Annotated in this window: 12 protein-coding genes; 3 read left to right on the top strand and 9 right to left on the bottom strand. The window is 58.8% G+C overall.

All coding sequences use genetic code 11. The features are described from left to right. Window positions 1-85: 85 nt before the first annotated feature. The 5 genes from ACOOHD_RS12950 to ACOOHD_RS12930 all read right to left on the bottom strand — a co-directional run bounded on the left by ACOOHD_RS12950 (window position 86) and on the right by ACOOHD_RS12930 (window position 6,732). Window positions 86-982 carry an IS3 family transposase gene (locus tag ACOOHD_RS12950; protein WP_420458304.1) on the bottom strand — a complete coding sequence of 299 codons (897 nt, stop codon included), beginning with the start codon at window positions 980-982 and terminating at the stop codon, window positions 86-88. A gap of 5 nt (window positions 983-987) precedes the next feature. Beyond that, window positions 988-1,281, bottom strand: coding sequence for a transposase (locus tag ACOOHD_RS12945; protein WP_420458303.1), 294 nt, complete (start codon window positions 1,279-1,281; stop codon window positions 988-990). Window positions 1,282-1,582: 301 nt separating this feature from the next. Continuing rightward, window positions 1,583-2,383 (bottom strand): ImmA/IrrE family metallo-endopeptidase, encoded by an 801-nt coding sequence (locus tag ACOOHD_RS12940; RefSeq protein ID WP_420458302.1) that lies wholly within the window; start codon window positions 2,381-2,383, stop codon window positions 1,583-1,585. Window positions 2,384-2,629: 246 nt separating this feature from the next. Then, on the bottom strand, window positions 2,630-3,706 hold the full coding sequence (locus ACOOHD_RS12935; RefSeq protein WP_420458301.1) for a Fic family protein: 1,077 nt from the start codon (window positions 3,704-3,706) through the stop codon (window positions 2,630-2,632). A 356-nt stretch (window positions 3,707-4,062) separates the two neighbouring features. Beyond that, window positions 4,063-6,732, bottom strand: coding sequence for a UvrD-helicase domain-containing protein (locus tag ACOOHD_RS12930; RefSeq protein ID WP_420458300.1), 2,670 nt, complete (start codon window positions 6,730-6,732; stop codon window positions 4,063-4,065). Between the two features lie 65 nt (window positions 6,733-6,797). Between ACOOHD_RS12930 and ACOOHD_RS12925 the strand changes: the two genes are divergently transcribed. Then, window positions 6,798-7,340 (top strand): 2'-5' RNA ligase family protein, encoded by a 543-nt coding sequence (locus ACOOHD_RS12925; protein ID WP_420458299.1) that lies wholly within the window; start codon window positions 6,798-6,800, stop codon window positions 7,338-7,340. On the opposite strand, the gene ACOOHD_RS12920 is transcribed toward ACOOHD_RS12925, so the two are convergent. The 3 genes from ACOOHD_RS12920 to ACOOHD_RS12910 all read right to left on the bottom strand — a co-directional run bounded on the left by ACOOHD_RS12920 (window position 7,337) and on the right by ACOOHD_RS12910 (window position 10,066). After that, window positions 7,337-7,915, bottom strand: coding sequence for a GNAT family N-acetyltransferase (locus ACOOHD_RS12920; RefSeq protein WP_420458298.1), 579 nt, complete (start codon window positions 7,913-7,915; stop codon window positions 7,337-7,339). The two genes, ACOOHD_RS12925 and ACOOHD_RS12920, sit on opposite strands and share 4 nt — an antisense overlap. 119 nt (window positions 7,916-8,034) lie before the next feature. Further along, the gene (locus ACOOHD_RS12915; protein WP_420458297.1) at window positions 8,035-9,000 is read right to left on the bottom strand and encodes a transketolase family protein; all 966 of its coding nucleotides are present in this window, start codon (window positions 8,998-9,000) and stop codon (window positions 8,035-8,037) included. Window positions 9,001-9,211: 211 nt separating this feature from the next. Further along, a complete protein-coding gene (locus ACOOHD_RS12910) occupies window positions 9,212-10,066 on the bottom strand; it encodes a transketolase (protein WP_420458296.1) in 855 nt (284 codons plus the stop codon). A 153-nt stretch (window positions 10,067-10,219) separates the two neighbouring features. Here ACOOHD_RS12910 and ACOOHD_RS12905 point away from each other — a divergent pair, with 153 nt between their 5' ends. Both ACOOHD_RS12905 and hisS read left to right on the top strand, forming a co-directional pair. Next, entirely contained in the window at window positions 10,220-11,377 is a 1,158-nt protein-coding gene (locus ACOOHD_RS12905) for a tetratricopeptide repeat protein (RefSeq protein WP_420458295.1), read from the top strand. A gap of 78 nt (window positions 11,378-11,455) precedes the next feature. After that, window positions 11,456-12,790 (top strand): histidine--tRNA ligase, encoded by a 1,335-nt coding sequence (gene hisS / locus ACOOHD_RS12900; RefSeq protein ID WP_420458294.1) that lies wholly within the window; start codon window positions 11,456-11,458, stop codon window positions 12,788-12,790. Window positions 12,791-12,883: 93 nt separating this feature from the next. On the opposite strand, the gene ACOOHD_RS12895 is transcribed toward hisS, so the two are convergent. Beyond that, the gene (locus ACOOHD_RS12895) at window positions 12,884-15,010 is read right to left on the bottom strand and encodes a carboxy terminal-processing peptidase (protein ID WP_420458293.1); all 2,127 of its coding nucleotides are present in this window, start codon (window positions 15,008-15,010) and stop codon (window positions 12,884-12,886) included. Window positions 15,011-15,079 lie beyond the last annotated feature (69 nt).

The following is a 15,079-nucleotide window of genomic DNA, read 5'->3' as shown; positions in this document are numbered from 1 at the left end:
TAGCCCCTGTAGCAGACAAAGGGGGCTGGAGCAAAGAAAACGGATACTACCGCGTTTATGCCAGCCGCCACGCGGGCCAGTTAGGTTAGGAGCAGGCAACTGCAGCAAGGTTGTGTTCAAAGGTGAGCGGACTGAGGTAGCTGATCGAAGAGTGACGGCGCACCGTGTTGTAGTAGCCCTCGATGTAGGCGAAGCACTCGGCCTCGACTTCAGCCAGGTCCACAAAGCGGCGCCCTTCGGGTAAGAGTTCGGCCTTAAACCGGCTAAAGAGGGACTCAGCCTCCTGCGCATTGTCGTAGTGGTTGTCCCGCCGCGTCATACTGGATCGGTGGCCGGCCCTCGTGAGTCGCCGGCGAAAGGCCATCGAGCTGTACTGACCACCCCCATCGGTGTGTACGATGAGCCCCGCGGCGGGCCGGCGCTTATACAGTGCCCGCTCTAGGGCCAGCAGGGTGAGCTCCTCGCGCATATGATCGGCCACGGCGTAACCAACGATGGTACGGGAGTAGCCATCCTGTAGTGTGGCTAGATAACAGAAGCTACCGTCCACCATGGGCAGGTACGTGATGTCGCCTACCCAGACCCGGTCGGGCTGTAGGGGTGGCGGCTGGTCTAAGCGCAGGTTGGGACTCCGCCGTCGACGGTTGGGATGCGTCTGAGTCGTTTTGGGCACGAAGGACTTAGGCTGTAGGGCGTGCAGGCCGAACTGCCGGTAGATCGCCCGTACGCGATCCCTGCCGACTCGGTAGCCCAGATCGGCTAGCTCGGCGACCATACGCCGCGTTCCGTAGCGTCGTTTGTGGTAGTGGAACTGCTGAAGAACAAGTCGGTTGATTTCCTGCTGGCGTTGCTCCGCTCGATCGCTCGGCGAGTCCGTCGCCGGCAGGGTCACCCAGCGGTAGTAGGCCGAGCGGGGTATGTCCATCGCTGCACAGAGCAAACTCAACGGGTAGTCCGGACGCTGTTGGTGGATGAACTGCATGCGGTCTAGTCGGCTTGGCTGAAAATGCGCAAGGCTTTTTTTAAAATGTCGATTTCTTGTTCGCGGGCCTTGAGCTGCTTGGTGAGTCGCTTGACTTCCTCGGCTTGCTCCAGCACCACAGCCGGTTGTTTGGCCTGGGACTTCCAACTGTGCAGCAGACTGGGCTTTACCCCCAGCGACGCAGCCAGTTCAGTCACTGATGTGCCGCGCTCGAGTTGTTTGAGGGCTTCGGCCTTGAAGTTGGCATCGTAGCGGCGGTAGGCGCGCTTGCCCGTTTTGGTGGATTTCTTTGCTTCCATGGTCGTGAGAATCTACAAAGTTTTTGTGTCCCACCTGGGAAGACCATCTCATCCTACGTGCGGCAGTATTTACATACTGTAGAAAGCTACGGCCTACCTTGAGTGCCTTCGTAGCGTAATAATTTCCTCCACTACTATCGGCCAGTCTATCCCTCTTCCTCTGCCAGCGCTTGCGTTGCTGGGCGTAGAAGGCGAAAAATTCATCGCGGCTCCACAGACCCAGGTCGAGTAGCCGGCGACCGATAACGACTTGGCTTACGCCAAATTTTCGAGCGATACCAGCTAGTTGCTCAGGGGCTTTCTAAAATTTATCGCGTAGTAGTTTCGCCGGTACTAAAAACTCCGCCGCCGCCGCATCGCAAAGCCGCTCGGTAGGCGCACTAGCCAGTAAGAGGTCAGCAAGATCGAATATGCCTTCCTGGCCGACGAGTACATGCGCAAACTCGTGTACTAGCGTGAAGAGTTGCGCCGCCTTAGCATCCTGATTGTTGACGAAGATGAAGGGGGCATACGCATCCAGGAGCACGAAGCCGCGACATGCTTCTACCGGTATGGGTCGCTTGTTATTGTTGCCAACTACTCCGCTGAAGGTTACCTGCACACCGATACGCTCTAGTCGCTCGGCTAGTTCACGTAGCGTCGCGGCGGCAGTTCCGGTGGCAATGGGTGCTCCCGTAGCATAGCCTAGGAGCTCGCGCATGGTAGCTGCTAATTCAATCGGACTGCTACTCTCCGGTGTCCGCGCTACGAAGGGGAGGGGTTCGTGATCGTGGTTTTTGAGGTAGTCACTAAGCCACTCTTGTCGCTGCTTGACAATGTTAATTGCGTCGCGCACTTCCGGCGGGATACGGGCGTCGACTCCGGTAGTGCGGAAGAAGGGGAGTACGGGCGGTTCCTCCGGGGGCTCCTCTAGTAGTAGGTAGCCAAAGGGTACATGCAGGCGTTTGGCGAACTGCTCAAGTTGCCGTAGCGTGGGCTCCTTATCTCCACTCATCCACTTCGCAGCATCCGGCCTCCCGGCCAGGAAGGGTTCCACGGCGTAGCCCGCCCGCTCGATGGCCCAGGTAAGGATGTTGCTCCGGATGGGGACGCGGACGGTCATGGAGTGGTCGAGTGATTAGTGGAGTAATCTGGTAAAGGTAGAAAACGGAGTTTAAAACAATTCGTTGTAGCGTAGGCTGTTTGAGCCAGTCGCTCCACGGTTGATCCCCTTACCTCCGTCACCCGTGCTCTACCATGATACGATTTGATATGAAACGATACGCTTCTGATACGATCGTTTGAGGTGGCCGGCGAGCTGTCAGCTTTAGGCTACGAGGATGAGTTTCCTTCCCATGAAAGCAAATCGCTAGGCTCTCGAAAGTAGCCCAAACAGGGGGTCATTGACAAAGTAGGCCGTGCGACCGATCTTGTGCTTACTGAGGTAGCCATCATGGACCAGGGTGTTCATATACGTCCGCGCAGTATTCTCATGAACCCGTAGGTCCTGCGCCAGAAGGTCAATCCGGGTGTATGGTTGGCGAAAGATATTGTTGATCAGGTCCTGACTGTACATGCGGGTGTGATCATTGCGTATTCGCCGCTTATAGTCAGCCATCAGCGCGCGAATGTCAGTGATCAAATGGATGCTATCTCGGGCGGTTTCTTCAATGCCATTGAGCATGTAGACTACCCACTCGTCCCAGGCTGCCTCATCACGTACAGCCTGAAGTAGCCGGTAGTAGTCCGCCTTGGTACGGATGATATACCCGCTCAGGTACAGGATAGGAAGATCCAGCAGATGTTCCTTTACGAGGTAGAGAATGTTTAGAATCCGACCGGTACGCCCGTTACCATCATAAAACGGGTGAATACTCTCAAACTGATGGTGGAGGATAGCCATACGGATAAGCGGGTCTAACTCGTCGTCTTGGGGTGCGTTTAGGTAGTCGATCAAATTAGCCAGTCCGCGCTCGATTTCCGCCGGGTGTTGGGGAGGTTCATAGACGACCTGACCGGTCTGCTGATTTTTCAGGGTCACGCCGGGGGTTTTACGGATGCCTGCACTGTTGAATTCAAGTCGCTCCTGCACTGCTAAAATCGTGCCGTGGGTGATGATGTCTTGTTCCACGGTACGGTCATACCCATAGCGCAGGGCATCGGCATACCGTAGTACTTCTTTGGTAGCCGAACTTACGTTTCCGTCCAGGCGAATGTCGGCCCGGTACAGCTCGTCTTGGGTCGTTATGATGTTTTCAACAGCGGAACTTTGACGGGCTTCCCGTAGGATGAGGGTGTTCGTAAGTATCCGCTCGTTCGGGATCGTTTTTGCGGTACCCTTAAGCTCGGCAAGTTGTCTAGAAGCTCCGTTCAGCGCTAGCAATACTTCGGGCGAGTGAAAGTCTCGCTGAAGTGGTAAAACAGGAAGTTGGTAATTGACCGGCATGTTACAAAAAGTGTCCACAAAACTTGTGACGAAACAAAAGTACCTACAAATTTTAGGATTTCTTGTTGACAAAATTTGTTTCGTCACAAAAAAGCGGCACTTTTTGTGACGATGAAGCCGCGTTGCCGCCCCCACCTGACGATATTTGCCGACAATCCGTAGGGCAGCACGAGCCCGGAGAAATTCACAAGTTTTGTGAACGAGTGGGAAATGTCCACAAGAAGGGAGTGTTCTTTGTAGGGATCGGCGTCGAGTTTATACGCAAGTATAATTTCGCTGCTGACTTTATATTTTTTGTCTCTAAAGTATAATCAGCTTTGCACCTGCGGCCCCGCCCGACCCCTTTACCCCCGGCCTCACTCCTCCCACCGTAGTTCCGCCGCGGGGTTCATATCATAGCAGCCCCGGGAGCGACGAATCAGGAAGCGTTTATTGTAGCGGTCGTCCCGGTCGCGCTCATTTTTACTTAGGATGCTACTGACATACTGCCTTTTGCGGCGGTAGTCGGGTAGGATGGAAGCGGGCATCTCCTCGATGATTTCCATAAAGTCGTTGATCAGCAGGCACTGCCGGGACAGGGGGTCGGTGGGGTTGAATACGTCCAACCGCAGGGCATTCAGGAGGTTGGCGACAAAAAATTCCATACTCCGGGCGTTGATCACGTACTGGCGGCCCCCGTACACCACGTAGCCGACCCGGGGGGCCAGGCGGGGGTACCACTTGCGGAGTTGTGGTTCCTTGACCTTGCGGCGGTCGAAGCCGAGGAGTAGGTACTGGAGGGCGGTGCGGCCGAGTTTGTCCGTACGGCCCTTATCCGCCTTGCCGGCCAGAAAGTGCTCCAGCAGCTGGTCCTGACCGAACTGAGCGGCGAGCATGAGGCCGGTCGCCTCGTCGTCGGGCTCCGTTAGTGCTACGCCGAATTTGTCCGTCAATTGGTTGACCTTGCCGACGTTGTTACTGCGGACGTAGGACACGAGGAGTTTTTGCGCCTTGGTGTACTCGCTCAGGTAGTGCCGGGCCGGGCCGAAGGCGGCCTCCGTAGCCAGGCGGCGAATGGTGGCTAGCCGGTGACGGGCCGTGGCGAACTTTAGTAGACGCTCCATATCCCTCCGCTCCGCTCCGGCCGGATTGGTGAAGATGCGCTCCGACAGCCGCTCGGCCTCCTCGGTCCCTACGAATTCCTCCCCCCTGAGCCGCGCCCGGATGGCCGCGGCCTGTTCGGTCTTTCCCTGCTGCTCCAGGCGGTCGGCCTCGTCGAGCCACTCGGTATCGGAGCTGGACTGGACGGCGATGTCGACCTTATCCTTTTGGGTGACGACGCCGAGTAGGCGCAGCAGGTCGTGTTTGGTCGTGCGTTCCACCAGGTAGACGTTCCGGACTGCCCGGGTGAAGGCGACGTAGAGCGAGTTGATGTAGAACTTGTAGGCCTCCTGCTCCTTATTCCCCTTATCCCTGGCGCGCGCGTACCGCAGTTGGTCGTCCTCTAGGTCGGCGGGGACCACGCCCTGGGTGATCTCGCGAAAAGTGTCCGCGTAGTCACTGATGAAGTTGACTAGGATAATGTTCTCGTACTCCAGGCCCTTAGCTTCCTGGATGGTAAAGACAAGCGGTGTACTGAGCTCCCGGCTTACCCGCTCCTTCTGGTCCTTGTCCATGGTCAGCACGGCGAACTTAGCCGAGCCTTCGGTGCGCTTGTTCAGCTCACGCAGTAATTTTTGGTCGTACTTCAGGAAGTTGATTTCCCCCTCGCTGTCCGCCACCGTATTGATCAGGTAGGTGCTCTCGCGGTCGATGGACCCGAAGCGGCTGTTCTTGATCTTCAGCAGGTCGTTGGAGAGCCTGGTGATGCTACGCGAGTTGCGGTAGTTCGTTTTGAGAATGCGCAGGGCACTACCACGGAGTTCCTGGTTGAAAAAGAGGGTCTTTATTTTGGACCAAGAGAAGAAATTGGGGTGGACGATCTGGTTGCTGTCGCCGCTCAGGATGAAGTTGCCCGGGGTGGTCAGGGAGCGGGTCAGCAGCAGGAGCTGTACGTTGGTGATGTCCTGCACCTCGTCTACGACCAGGAAATCGTACTGGGCTTCCACCCGTTCGAGGTAGCGAAAGGCGGTGATGTTGGGATCGTAGAACTCCGTGCCGCCATCGACCAGTTCCAGGTATTTCTCGAACAGCTCGTACACCGCTTCCCGCTCCGCGCTCAGGAAGATGCTCTGTTTGATGCCCAGGCTGAGGTACTCTTCGCGACTCAGGTAGGCCGCCTCGGTCACCGAACCGGTAAGTACCCCCTTGAACTCCTCGAACACCTTATAGGGGTCCTTGAACTTGAAGCGCTGGTGGTATTTACGCTGGTACCAGCGCTCGAAGCTGCGGTAGTCGAGTTCGCGTCCGGTCGGTACCTGGATACCCCGGAGGTACTCGTTGAAGGAGAGGAAGTCGACCTCCTGCTTGTCGTTCTCGTAGCCGTTGGCGTAGTAGAGCTCGCGGCTGTTGCGGACGAGGTAGTCGGAGAGCGAGACATACGCCACGCTGCCCCGGTAGGTTTTCATCTTTTCCAGCGTCAGGGCCGTTTTTCCGCTCCCGGCAGAACCGATGATGATGAGTGGGGCGGGCAGGTTGTAGATTTCCTGCTGGTCGCCGTCGAGGGAGATGACCTTGTCCAGCAGGTGAAATCGGCTAGCCTGCGGATTGACGTACCGTAGCGTAGGGGCGTCTTCCTCGACGGATGTAGGATCGGCGGTCACGCTAAAGTCGCTTTCGCGTACGGTTGCCCCCCGTAGAAAGGTTGACTTGTCGTATTCGTGGTTGGGGATGACCTCCAGCAGGAGGGCCACCGGCTCCCCGCCGTAGCGGGCCAGTTGGAACAGCAGGCGGGCCTCGCGGTCTAGTTTAGCGCGGTAGTAGCCGTTGCTGCGCATCTTTTTTACGTCGGCGGACTTAAAGTCTCCGGCGGCCAACTGCCGTTCTACTTTATCCAGTTGCCGGCTTAGGCCGTGGGGATCGAGATCGTTGTAGCGGAGCGTCTTCATGGTGAGCAAAATTACAACCCCCCTACGATCTCCAGCCCCGAGCCCCCGCCCCCCAATCCCACCAGATGTACCCCAAAAAGCCACCCCACGCCCGCGCCACCATCGTCACCGCCTGGGTCGAGCCAGATGACATGCTGCCCTTCCACCGGCTCCGCCAGGCCTTCTTTCCCGGCCACCGCAACTTCCTGAGTGCCCACGTGACGCTGTTTCATCACCTGAGTCCGGGGATGCGGGATCGGGCTATTGCGCTGGCTAAGGACCATAATTGGGCAGAGCAGCTTTCTTTACAAGACGGTACGCTATCGGTCGGGGTGACTAAGGTCTTCTCGATGGGAAAGGGCGTGGCCTACGCGCTGGAGCCGGAGCCGCTGATCGCCCTACGTAAGCCCCTGCGGGATGCCTTCGATGGAGAGTTTACCAGTCAGGATGCGCGGCCGTGGAAGCGACCGCACATCACGGTGCAGAACAAGGTGGATACGCAGACGGCAGATCGACTCAATCGTCACCTGGCGGCACGCTTCGAGCCGTGTACGCTGCGGGTGAAGGGACTGTGCTTTTACCGGTATGATTATGGGCCTTGGACGTTGCTGGAGGAGGTGGGGTTTTAGTATCCCTCCATCCCATCCCGCCAATTCCAAATCACCAACACCCAGTCCCGCCCATTAGGTGCCGTAAACCGGTCCAGCTTCTCAAAGCCGATCCGCTCGTGCACCCGCTGCGAGCGTGTATTCCGCCTATCGATGGCCGTCACACAGTAAGGAAAGCGTAGGTGATAGCAGCCACGGAGGTACTTGTACATGCGGTCGGCAAGCTTCTGTCCGCGAGCTTTCTCGGCAACGCAAATCTGGCCCATGACCAAGTAACCACTCTCCCCCAGCAACTGCCCCCGGTGCGCGATCGCATCCTGCCGCTCGAACAGCGCCGTCAGCACCGGTACCGACTCGCCGAACTCCCGCGTCATCGCCAGGCAGTAGCCGAGCACCTTACGCCCTTCGATCGCGATGACCGAGGCGGCAGAGGCCGTCATCTGCTTGAGGAGGGGTAAGTCGTGGGTAGCCGTCACAAATCCCTGGGACGTGGCCGTAGCGGCATCCACTGCGTCGATCACGTTGGCCCGTTGGAGCTCCAGGATCTGCTTGAGCTGGTAGTCTTTGCGGGCTAGGGTGATTTTGAGTCTAGACACGGGACAGGGGGATTGAAGGACGGGGGATGCGGGACAAAGGATACTGAAAAGGACTTCAAGATTAGCTAGTGCTGAAGTCCCCATCCCCCGTCCCAGTACCCTCCATCCCTTAGTCCTATTTACCTTTTCCGCTTCATCACCCGCTTTACCGCAGCTACGATATCCTTCACACCCAGACCGTACTTCTCCAGTAGCTCCTCGGCTTCACCGGATTCGCCGAAGGTGTCGTCGGTACCAATAAACTCCTGGGGGGTAGGATGCTGCGCGGCGAGGGTCTCGGCGATGGCGCCACCCAGTCCGCCGTAGCGATTGTGCTCCTCGCAGGTGACGACGGCGCCGGTCTTTCTGGCGCTGGCCACGACGGCCTCGGCGTCGAGGGGCTTGATGGTGTGGATGTTGATCAGATCGACACTGATGCCCTCCTTCTCCAACTGGCGGGCGGCTTCGACGGCGTACCATACCAGGTGGCCGGTGGCAAAGATGCTCACGTCGCTACCCTCGCTGAGCTGCAGTGCCTTACCGATCTCGAACTTCTGGTCTTCGGGGATGAAGATGGGCCAGCTCGGGCGGCCGAAGCGCAGGTACACCGGACCGTGGTACTCCACGATGGCCTGTACCGCCGCCTTGGTCTGGTTGTAGTCGCAGGGGTTGATGACGGTCATACCGGGCAGCATCCGCATCATCCCGATGTCTTCGAGGATCTGGTGGGTAGCCCCATCCTCGCCCAGCGTCAGTCCGGCGTGGCTGGCGCAGATCTTCACGTTCTTATCGCTGTAGGCGATCGACTGGCGGATCTGGTCGTACACCCGTCCGGTGCTGAAGTTAGCGAAGGTGGTCGTCAGCGGAATTTTACCGCCCGTAGCCAGGCCAGCCGCGACGCCCATCATATTAGCCTCCGAGATGCCCATTTGGATGAAGCGATCGGGATACGTATTGATAAAGTCCTCCGACTTCATGGACCCGCGCAGGTCGGCCGTGAGCATCACGACGTTATCGTGCTTGTCGCCGGCGGCCTTGAGTCCGGCACCGAAGCCGTCACGGGTGGCTTTTTTGCCGGTGGATTGTAGTTTATCTAGAGTCAACATAGTATTTTATATTTTGGATGGTCGATGGAAGATTGGTGATTGGATTTACCATGTACAGTTTACCAGTTACCATTTACAATTGGCTGCCGCACGAGACTCACGGCACAGCGGGCGGGGCCGCAGGTGCAACACCCTGACGATTCCAATAATGATCGGGAGAGCAGAGCCACAAATGGTAAATGGTACCTAGTACATCGTAAATGGTAAATTTCTAAAGCCCTTCCATAGCAAAGTCCCCCAAAGTCTCCTCCAGCTGACTGAGCGCATTCTCCGCCTGCTCCTTATTCGGGGCCTTGCCGTGCCAGTGGTGGGTGCCTTCCATGAAGTCGACACCCTTACCCATTTCGGTTTTCATCACGATGCAGGTGGGTTTGCCGTTGCGCTTGGCCTGGGCTTCTTTAAGGGTTTTGACGACTTCCTCCATATTGTTACCGTCCATACGCATGATGTCCCAGCCGAAGGCGGCGTACTTATCGGCGAAGCTGCCGAGTTCGAGTACCTCCTCGGTGGGCCCGTCGATCTGCTGACCGTTGTCGTCAATGATGAGCACGAGATTTTCGAGCTTGTTGTGGGGGGCGAAAAGGGCGGCTTCCCAAATCTGTCCTTCCTGCTGCTCGCCGTCGCCGGTGAGGACGAAGACCGTGCGGTCATCGCCGTCCATGCGCTTTTCGAGAGCCATACCGCAGGCTACGCTGACGCCCTGCCCGAGGGAGCCGGACGCCACCCGCACGCCGGGCAGTCCCTCGTGGGTGGTAGGATGCCCCTGTAGCCGGCTATCGATGGCGCGGAAGGTCCGGAGCTCCTCCACGGGGAAGTAGCCGGAGCGGGCCAGTACGCTATAGAAGACGGGCGAAATGTGCCCGTTGGAGAGAAAGAAGACATCCTCGCCGTGGGCTTCCATATTGAAACTAGGGTCGTGCTTCATGACCTCGAAGTAGAGGGCCACGAAGAGGTCGGTATTACCGAGGGCCCCGCCGGGGTGGCCGCTCTGGCATCCGTAGACCTCACGAATGATGTCGCGCCGCACCTGGGAGGCGATGCGCTTGAGTTCCTGAATATCTGCCATGTGATGGGGGTACGTTTAGTGTGCGTGGGGCATAGTCCTACTGGGCTTGCCTTCCAAAGGAGAGAAAGCAAGCTACCGCGATTTGTTTGCCGGGGTGACTCCTAAAGGCAAGTGTACGTGATCTTATAGCTCATACACCGTGTTCGGCTAGGGATGCAAGACGGTCGCCACCTCGCCGAGCTGCTAGCCCACCACCGCAGCTACCGCACCGCCTACCTGGACTGGGCCGCCGACCACGACTACCCCGAACCCGCCGCCCTCCACAACTACCGCCGCGCCCTCGTAGGCTGGTACGAGACCAGCATGGACCCCGAGCGGCCCTACCGCGGCGATGTCCTCGACTACCTCACCACCGTAGCCGCCGTCTACTTCGGTCAGCCCCGCTCCACCGAAGAAGTCCCCCTCGGTAACGACCCCCTACAGCATCTGCCCCACACCATCACCCTCGACGCTACCGGCCAGCAACTCCTGGCCCAGTTCGAGTCCCTCCCCGAAGACTGCCGTCAGCTCCTCCTCCTGGCCGACTACCACCACCTCACCCCCACCGCCCTGGCCCGGGCCCTCGACGACCCCGACCTAGCCACCCTCCACGACCAGCTCGAAGCCTGCCGCACCCGGGCCGGTATCGATCAGCCCGACTACGCCCTTCACTGGCCCGCCGTCATCACCCTAGCCGGCCGCAAGGATTTACTTAGCACCCTCACCAAATCCCCCGCACCCGCGTCCCCGACCACGTCTGCAACACCTACCACACCTATTCCACCTCCCCCGCCCGCAACGCAACAACCCAACAACGCACCCCGTCAACAACTCTCCCCCGCCATTCTCCTAGCCGGCCTCCTCTTCGGCGTCTTCCTATACCTTGCCTACACCACCTTCGGAGGCACCTCGACCGGCTCGCTCTACGACCGCTACTTCGCGCCCTACCCAAACATCTTCGCTGACCAGCCGCCACAAACCGACGAAGAGCGCGACCTACAGCGTATCCTCTACTACTATGACCGCAGCGACTACCGTACGGCCTACGATGAGCTACTACCCACCGCCGATGCCTACCCCGTCGCCCCACTCTATCTCGGCGTGACTGCCCTGGAGCTCGACAATCCCGAACGGGCCCGTGAGTGGTTCAAGAAAATCCCTGCCGATAGCCCCTACCGAGATGCTGCCGAGTGGTATAGTGCACTCGCCCAACTTGCCCAGGGCGGGGCCCCGATAGCTATTGGGGGTGCAAAGGCCTCAATACAACAACTAGCTAACTCCCCCGGCCACCCCTACCAGACCGAGGCTAAGCAACTTTTATCGGACCTTTGAGCCTTACCTACGAGCCCCGATAGCTATCGGGGGAGCTGCCCCGCAAATCGTACATCGTACATCGTAAATCGTAAATCCTTGAAACCCTCCCTCCCCAAAGGCACCCGCGACTTCCTCCCCCACGAGGTACGCCGCCGCAACTACATCTTCGATACCATCCGTGCCTCGTTTCACCGTTACGGCTACCAGCCCATCGAGACGCCGGTGATGGAAAACCTCAGCACCCTGACCGGAAAGTACGGCGAGGAGGGCGACCGCCTGCTGTTCAAGGTGCTCAACAACGGGGACTTCCTGGGTAAAGCTGACGATAAGGACCTAATAAATAAGGATAGCAATGCCATCCTGCCCCAAATCTCCAAACGCGGCCTGCGCTACGACCTCACCGTGCCCTTCGCCCGCTACGTGGTGATGCACCAGAACGAGCTGGCCTTTCCCTTCAAGCGCTACGCCATTGCCCCCGTATGGCGGGCCGACCGGCCGCAGAAGGGCCGCTACAACGAGTTCTACCAGTGTGATGCCGACGTGGTGGGCTCCGACTCCCTACTCTACGAGGCCGAACTGACACAGCTACTGGACGAGGTGTTCAGCGCCCTGAAGCTGGGCGTAGTGATCCGCCTCAATCACCGCAAGATCCTAGCCGGCCTGGCCGAGATCGCCGGTCACGAAGACCGGATGCTGGACATCACCATCGCCATCGATAAGCTCGATAAGATCGGCGAACAGGGGGTAGAAAAGGAACTGCGCGAGCGCGGCGTGGACGGGGAGGCCGTTTCCACCATCATGAAGTTCTTAGCCACCGACGACCTCGAAGAAGTGGCCCCCCTATTAGAAAGTAGCGAAGTAGGCATGCAGGGCGTACGGGAACTCCGCGAAGTACTCACCACCATCGGCTTTTTAGTCAATCGCGTAGAGTTCGACGTCACCCTGGCCCGGGGGCTAAACTACTATACCGGTTGCATCTATGAGGTGGCCGTCGATCCCGAAGCACACCCCGACATCGTCATGGGCAGCATCGCCGGTGGCGGCCGCTACGCCGACCTGACGGGCATCTTCGGGGGCCGCGACCTGCCGGGTGTGGGCATCAGCTTCGGGGCCGAGCGCATCTATGATGTGCTCGAAGAGCTCAATTTGTTTCCAAAAGACACAAACGATGACCTCGATTACCTCCTCCTCTGCCTCGACGACGAGAGCCTTGCCCACGGCTTCGATCTCCTCCGCCGCCTCCGCCAGCAGGGCCACAACACCGATATTTACCCCACCGCCGCCAAGCTCGGCAAGATGATGAAGTACGCCGATCAGCGGGGTGCGCCGCAGGTGGTGATTATTGGGAGCCGGGAGGCACGAAGCGGGGCGTATACGGTGAAGGATATGCGGACTGGGGAACAGCGGGTAGATCGCCTATCGGCGAGTTAGACGCTGCGCTGGTTAGACGGCTTCGCCTGGTTAGACGCCTGCCGGCTGGTTAGGCCGTCTAACCAGCATAGCGTCTAACCAGCCGACAGGCGTCTAATCTCTATTCCCCACCCGTTTTCCACCAAGTGCCACCATATCTTCCACAATCTGGACCGCCTCACGGATATACACATCCTTACCCACGCTCTGCTTGAAGTCATCGTTGCGGGCCACCTTGCTCTCGTCTTCGAGGATGGGCTCGAGGTCGACCTCTAGGTTGAGGACGCCGGGGTTGACCACATCGTCGAAGAGGTCGTCGTACATCTCGGCCTCGGTGCGGTTGGCGCGCTGGAGCTCCTCGAAGTCGGTCAGGGCCAGGGGATAGGTGTCGCGATCGCGCTGGCGTTTGACGCGCTCGGCGTTTTCCTGGATGCGGCCGAAGGTGGGGCTATCGGCTACGCGGCTGGCACTGCGGGCCTTTAGCTCGTCGAGGTTATCGATCTTGTAGACGTTCTGGCCGTACTTGGCGGGCTCGATCTCGCTCCAGGCCATGGGGTACTGCTGCTCTTTTTCCCCGGTTTCGAGGAGGGAGCGGTTGTCAGGCAGTACGATGTCGGGCGTCACGCCACGAAGCTGGGTGGAGCCGCCGTTGATGCGGTAGAACTTCTGCATCGTGAGCTTGACCGTACCCAGGGGTTTGATGTCGTTGTAGCCGTTGACCGTGCGGTCCATGTCGATGAAGCGCTGCACGGTACCCTTACCGAAGGTGGAGGTGCTGCCTACGATGACGGCGCGGTCGTAGTCCTGTAGCGCGGCGGCCAGGATCTCGCTAGCCGAGGCCGAGTACTGATTGACTAGCACCACCAGGGGGCCGTCGTACTGTACGCGGCGGTCCTTATCGCTCAGTACTTCCTTGTCCATGCCACGGCCGGCGACCTGTACGACCGGTCCCTCGGGGATGAAAAAGCCGGTCATATCGACTACGTCGCGGAGCGAGCCGCCGCCGTTGTTACGCAGGTCGAGGATGATGCCATCCACGTTTTGATCCTTCAGTTTATCGAGTTCGGCGGCTACATCCTTGGCGGAGAAGCGGCCGTCTTCATTTTGAAAGTCGGCGTAGAAGCTCGGCAGGTTGATGTAGCCGATTTTCTCGTTCCCTTCCTGGTCGTCGATGATGAGCGACTTGGCGTAGGTGTCGTCGATCACGATCACGTCGCGCTCGATGGCGATGTCTTCGATCACGCCGTCGGGCTTCTTCACCTTCAGGTACACCATGGTACCCTTTGGGCCACGGATCTTATCGACCACGTCTTCCAGAGGCATGCCCTTGATATCGACCAAGTCACCCTTCTCCTGGCGTACGCCCATGATCACGTCGTCCTCCTTGAGCTCCTTGCCCTTCCAGGCCGGTCCGCCCACCACTACGGAGGTTACCTTGGTGTACTCGTCATCCGTCTGCAACGTAGCCCCGATGCCCTCCAGGCGACCGCTGAAGCGGATGTCGAACGACTCCTTATCCTTGGGCCGGAAGTAGCTCGTATGGGGGTCGAAGACGGCGGTCATGGCGTTGAGGTACTGCGACTCCTTCACGCTGGGTTTGAGCTCGCGCATACGCTTGAACCAGTCCTGGTAGCGGTCCAGGATCTTACCGCGGTACTCGATTTCGAGGCTGTCGAGGGTAGGTTGGACGGCTCCGGTGGTGTCCTTTTCGAGCTCTTCGCGGCGGTCCACGATCTGACTCAGCAGCTCCCGCTTCATGTAGTCGTGCCAGTGCTGCCGGAGCTCGGCGTCATCGGCGGCCCAGGGGGCATCGTCGTCGGGGTCCTGCATTTCGCCACCTTCTTCCAGGTCGAAGGGCTCGGCCAGTATCTCCTCAAACCAGCCCTCTGCCTTATCCATATTGGCGTCCAGGCGGTCCTGTACCAACTGGTAAAAGGTGTACTCTCCGGCCTTGGCCTGGTCGTCGATCTCCGTGCGGTACTGGCTGAAGGCGTCGATGTCCTCCTGGGTGAAGAACAGCCGGCCGCCGTCGACGTCGTTGAGGTAGTGGGTGTAGACGCGCTCGCTGAAGTCGTCGTCAATGTCCTGCGGCTGGTAGTGGTAGCTCTGCAGGTTAGCGAGCATGGTCTTGAGGATGACGGAGGGGGCATCCCCGGGGGGGGTGTCGGCGGGGCGGACGGCGGCAATGAGGCCGACGACGAGTACGAGGGCGGAAAAAAGCAGGGGTCCTCTCGTTTTCATAGTTTTTTGTTTAGGGATTCCGTCGCGGGGCATAGGAAAAATGTCGTCCTACCGGAGCAGTCGTATAGT

This window comes from Neolewinella sp., assembly GCF_965214665.1.
Lineage (GTDB): Bacteria > Bacteroidota > Bacteroidia > Chitinophagales > Saprospiraceae > Neolewinella.
The sequence above is the reverse complement of the archived record's forward strand: the minus strand, read 5'-3'. Positions and strand labels throughout refer to the sequence as shown.

Bases quoted from the DNA above. Each gene is read 5' to 3' on its own strand.
- ACOOHD_RS12930 (WP_420458300.1), bottom strand. From the start codon at position 6,732: ATGAAGACGCTCCGCTACAACGATCTCGATCCCCACGGCCTAAGCCGG.
- ACOOHD_RS12945 (WP_420458303.1), bottom strand. From the start codon at position 1,281: ATGGAAGCAAAGAAATCCACCAAAACGGGCAAGCGCGCCTACCGCCGC.
- ACOOHD_RS12895 (WP_420458293.1), bottom strand. From the start codon at position 15,010: ATGAAAACGAGAGGACCCCTGCTTTTTTCCGCCCTCGTACTCGTCGTC.
- ACOOHD_RS12915 (WP_420458297.1), bottom strand. From the start codon at position 9,000: ATGTTGACTCTAGATAAACTACAATCCACCGGCAAAAAAGCCACCCGT.
- ACOOHD_RS12940 (WP_420458302.1), bottom strand. From the start codon at position 2,383: ATGACCGTCCGCGTCCCCATCCGGAGCAACATCCTTACCTGGGCCATC.
- ACOOHD_RS12935 (WP_420458301.1), bottom strand. From the start codon at position 3,706: ATGCCGGTCAATTACCAACTTCCTGTTTTACCACTTCAGCGAGACTTT.
- ACOOHD_RS12950 (WP_420458304.1), bottom strand. From the start codon at position 982: ATGCAGTTCATCCACCAACAGCGTCCGGACTACCCGTTGAGTTTGCTC.
- ACOOHD_RS12905 (WP_420458295.1), top strand. From the start codon at position 10,220: ATGCAAGACGGTCGCCACCTCGCCGAGCTGCTAGCCCACCACCGCAGC.
- ACOOHD_RS12910 (WP_420458296.1), bottom strand. From the start codon at position 10,066: ATGGCAGATATTCAGGAACTCAAGCGCATCGCCTCCCAGGTGCGGCGC.
- ACOOHD_RS12925 (WP_420458299.1), top strand. From the start codon at position 6,798: ATGTACCCCAAAAAGCCACCCCACGCCCGCGCCACCATCGTCACCGCC.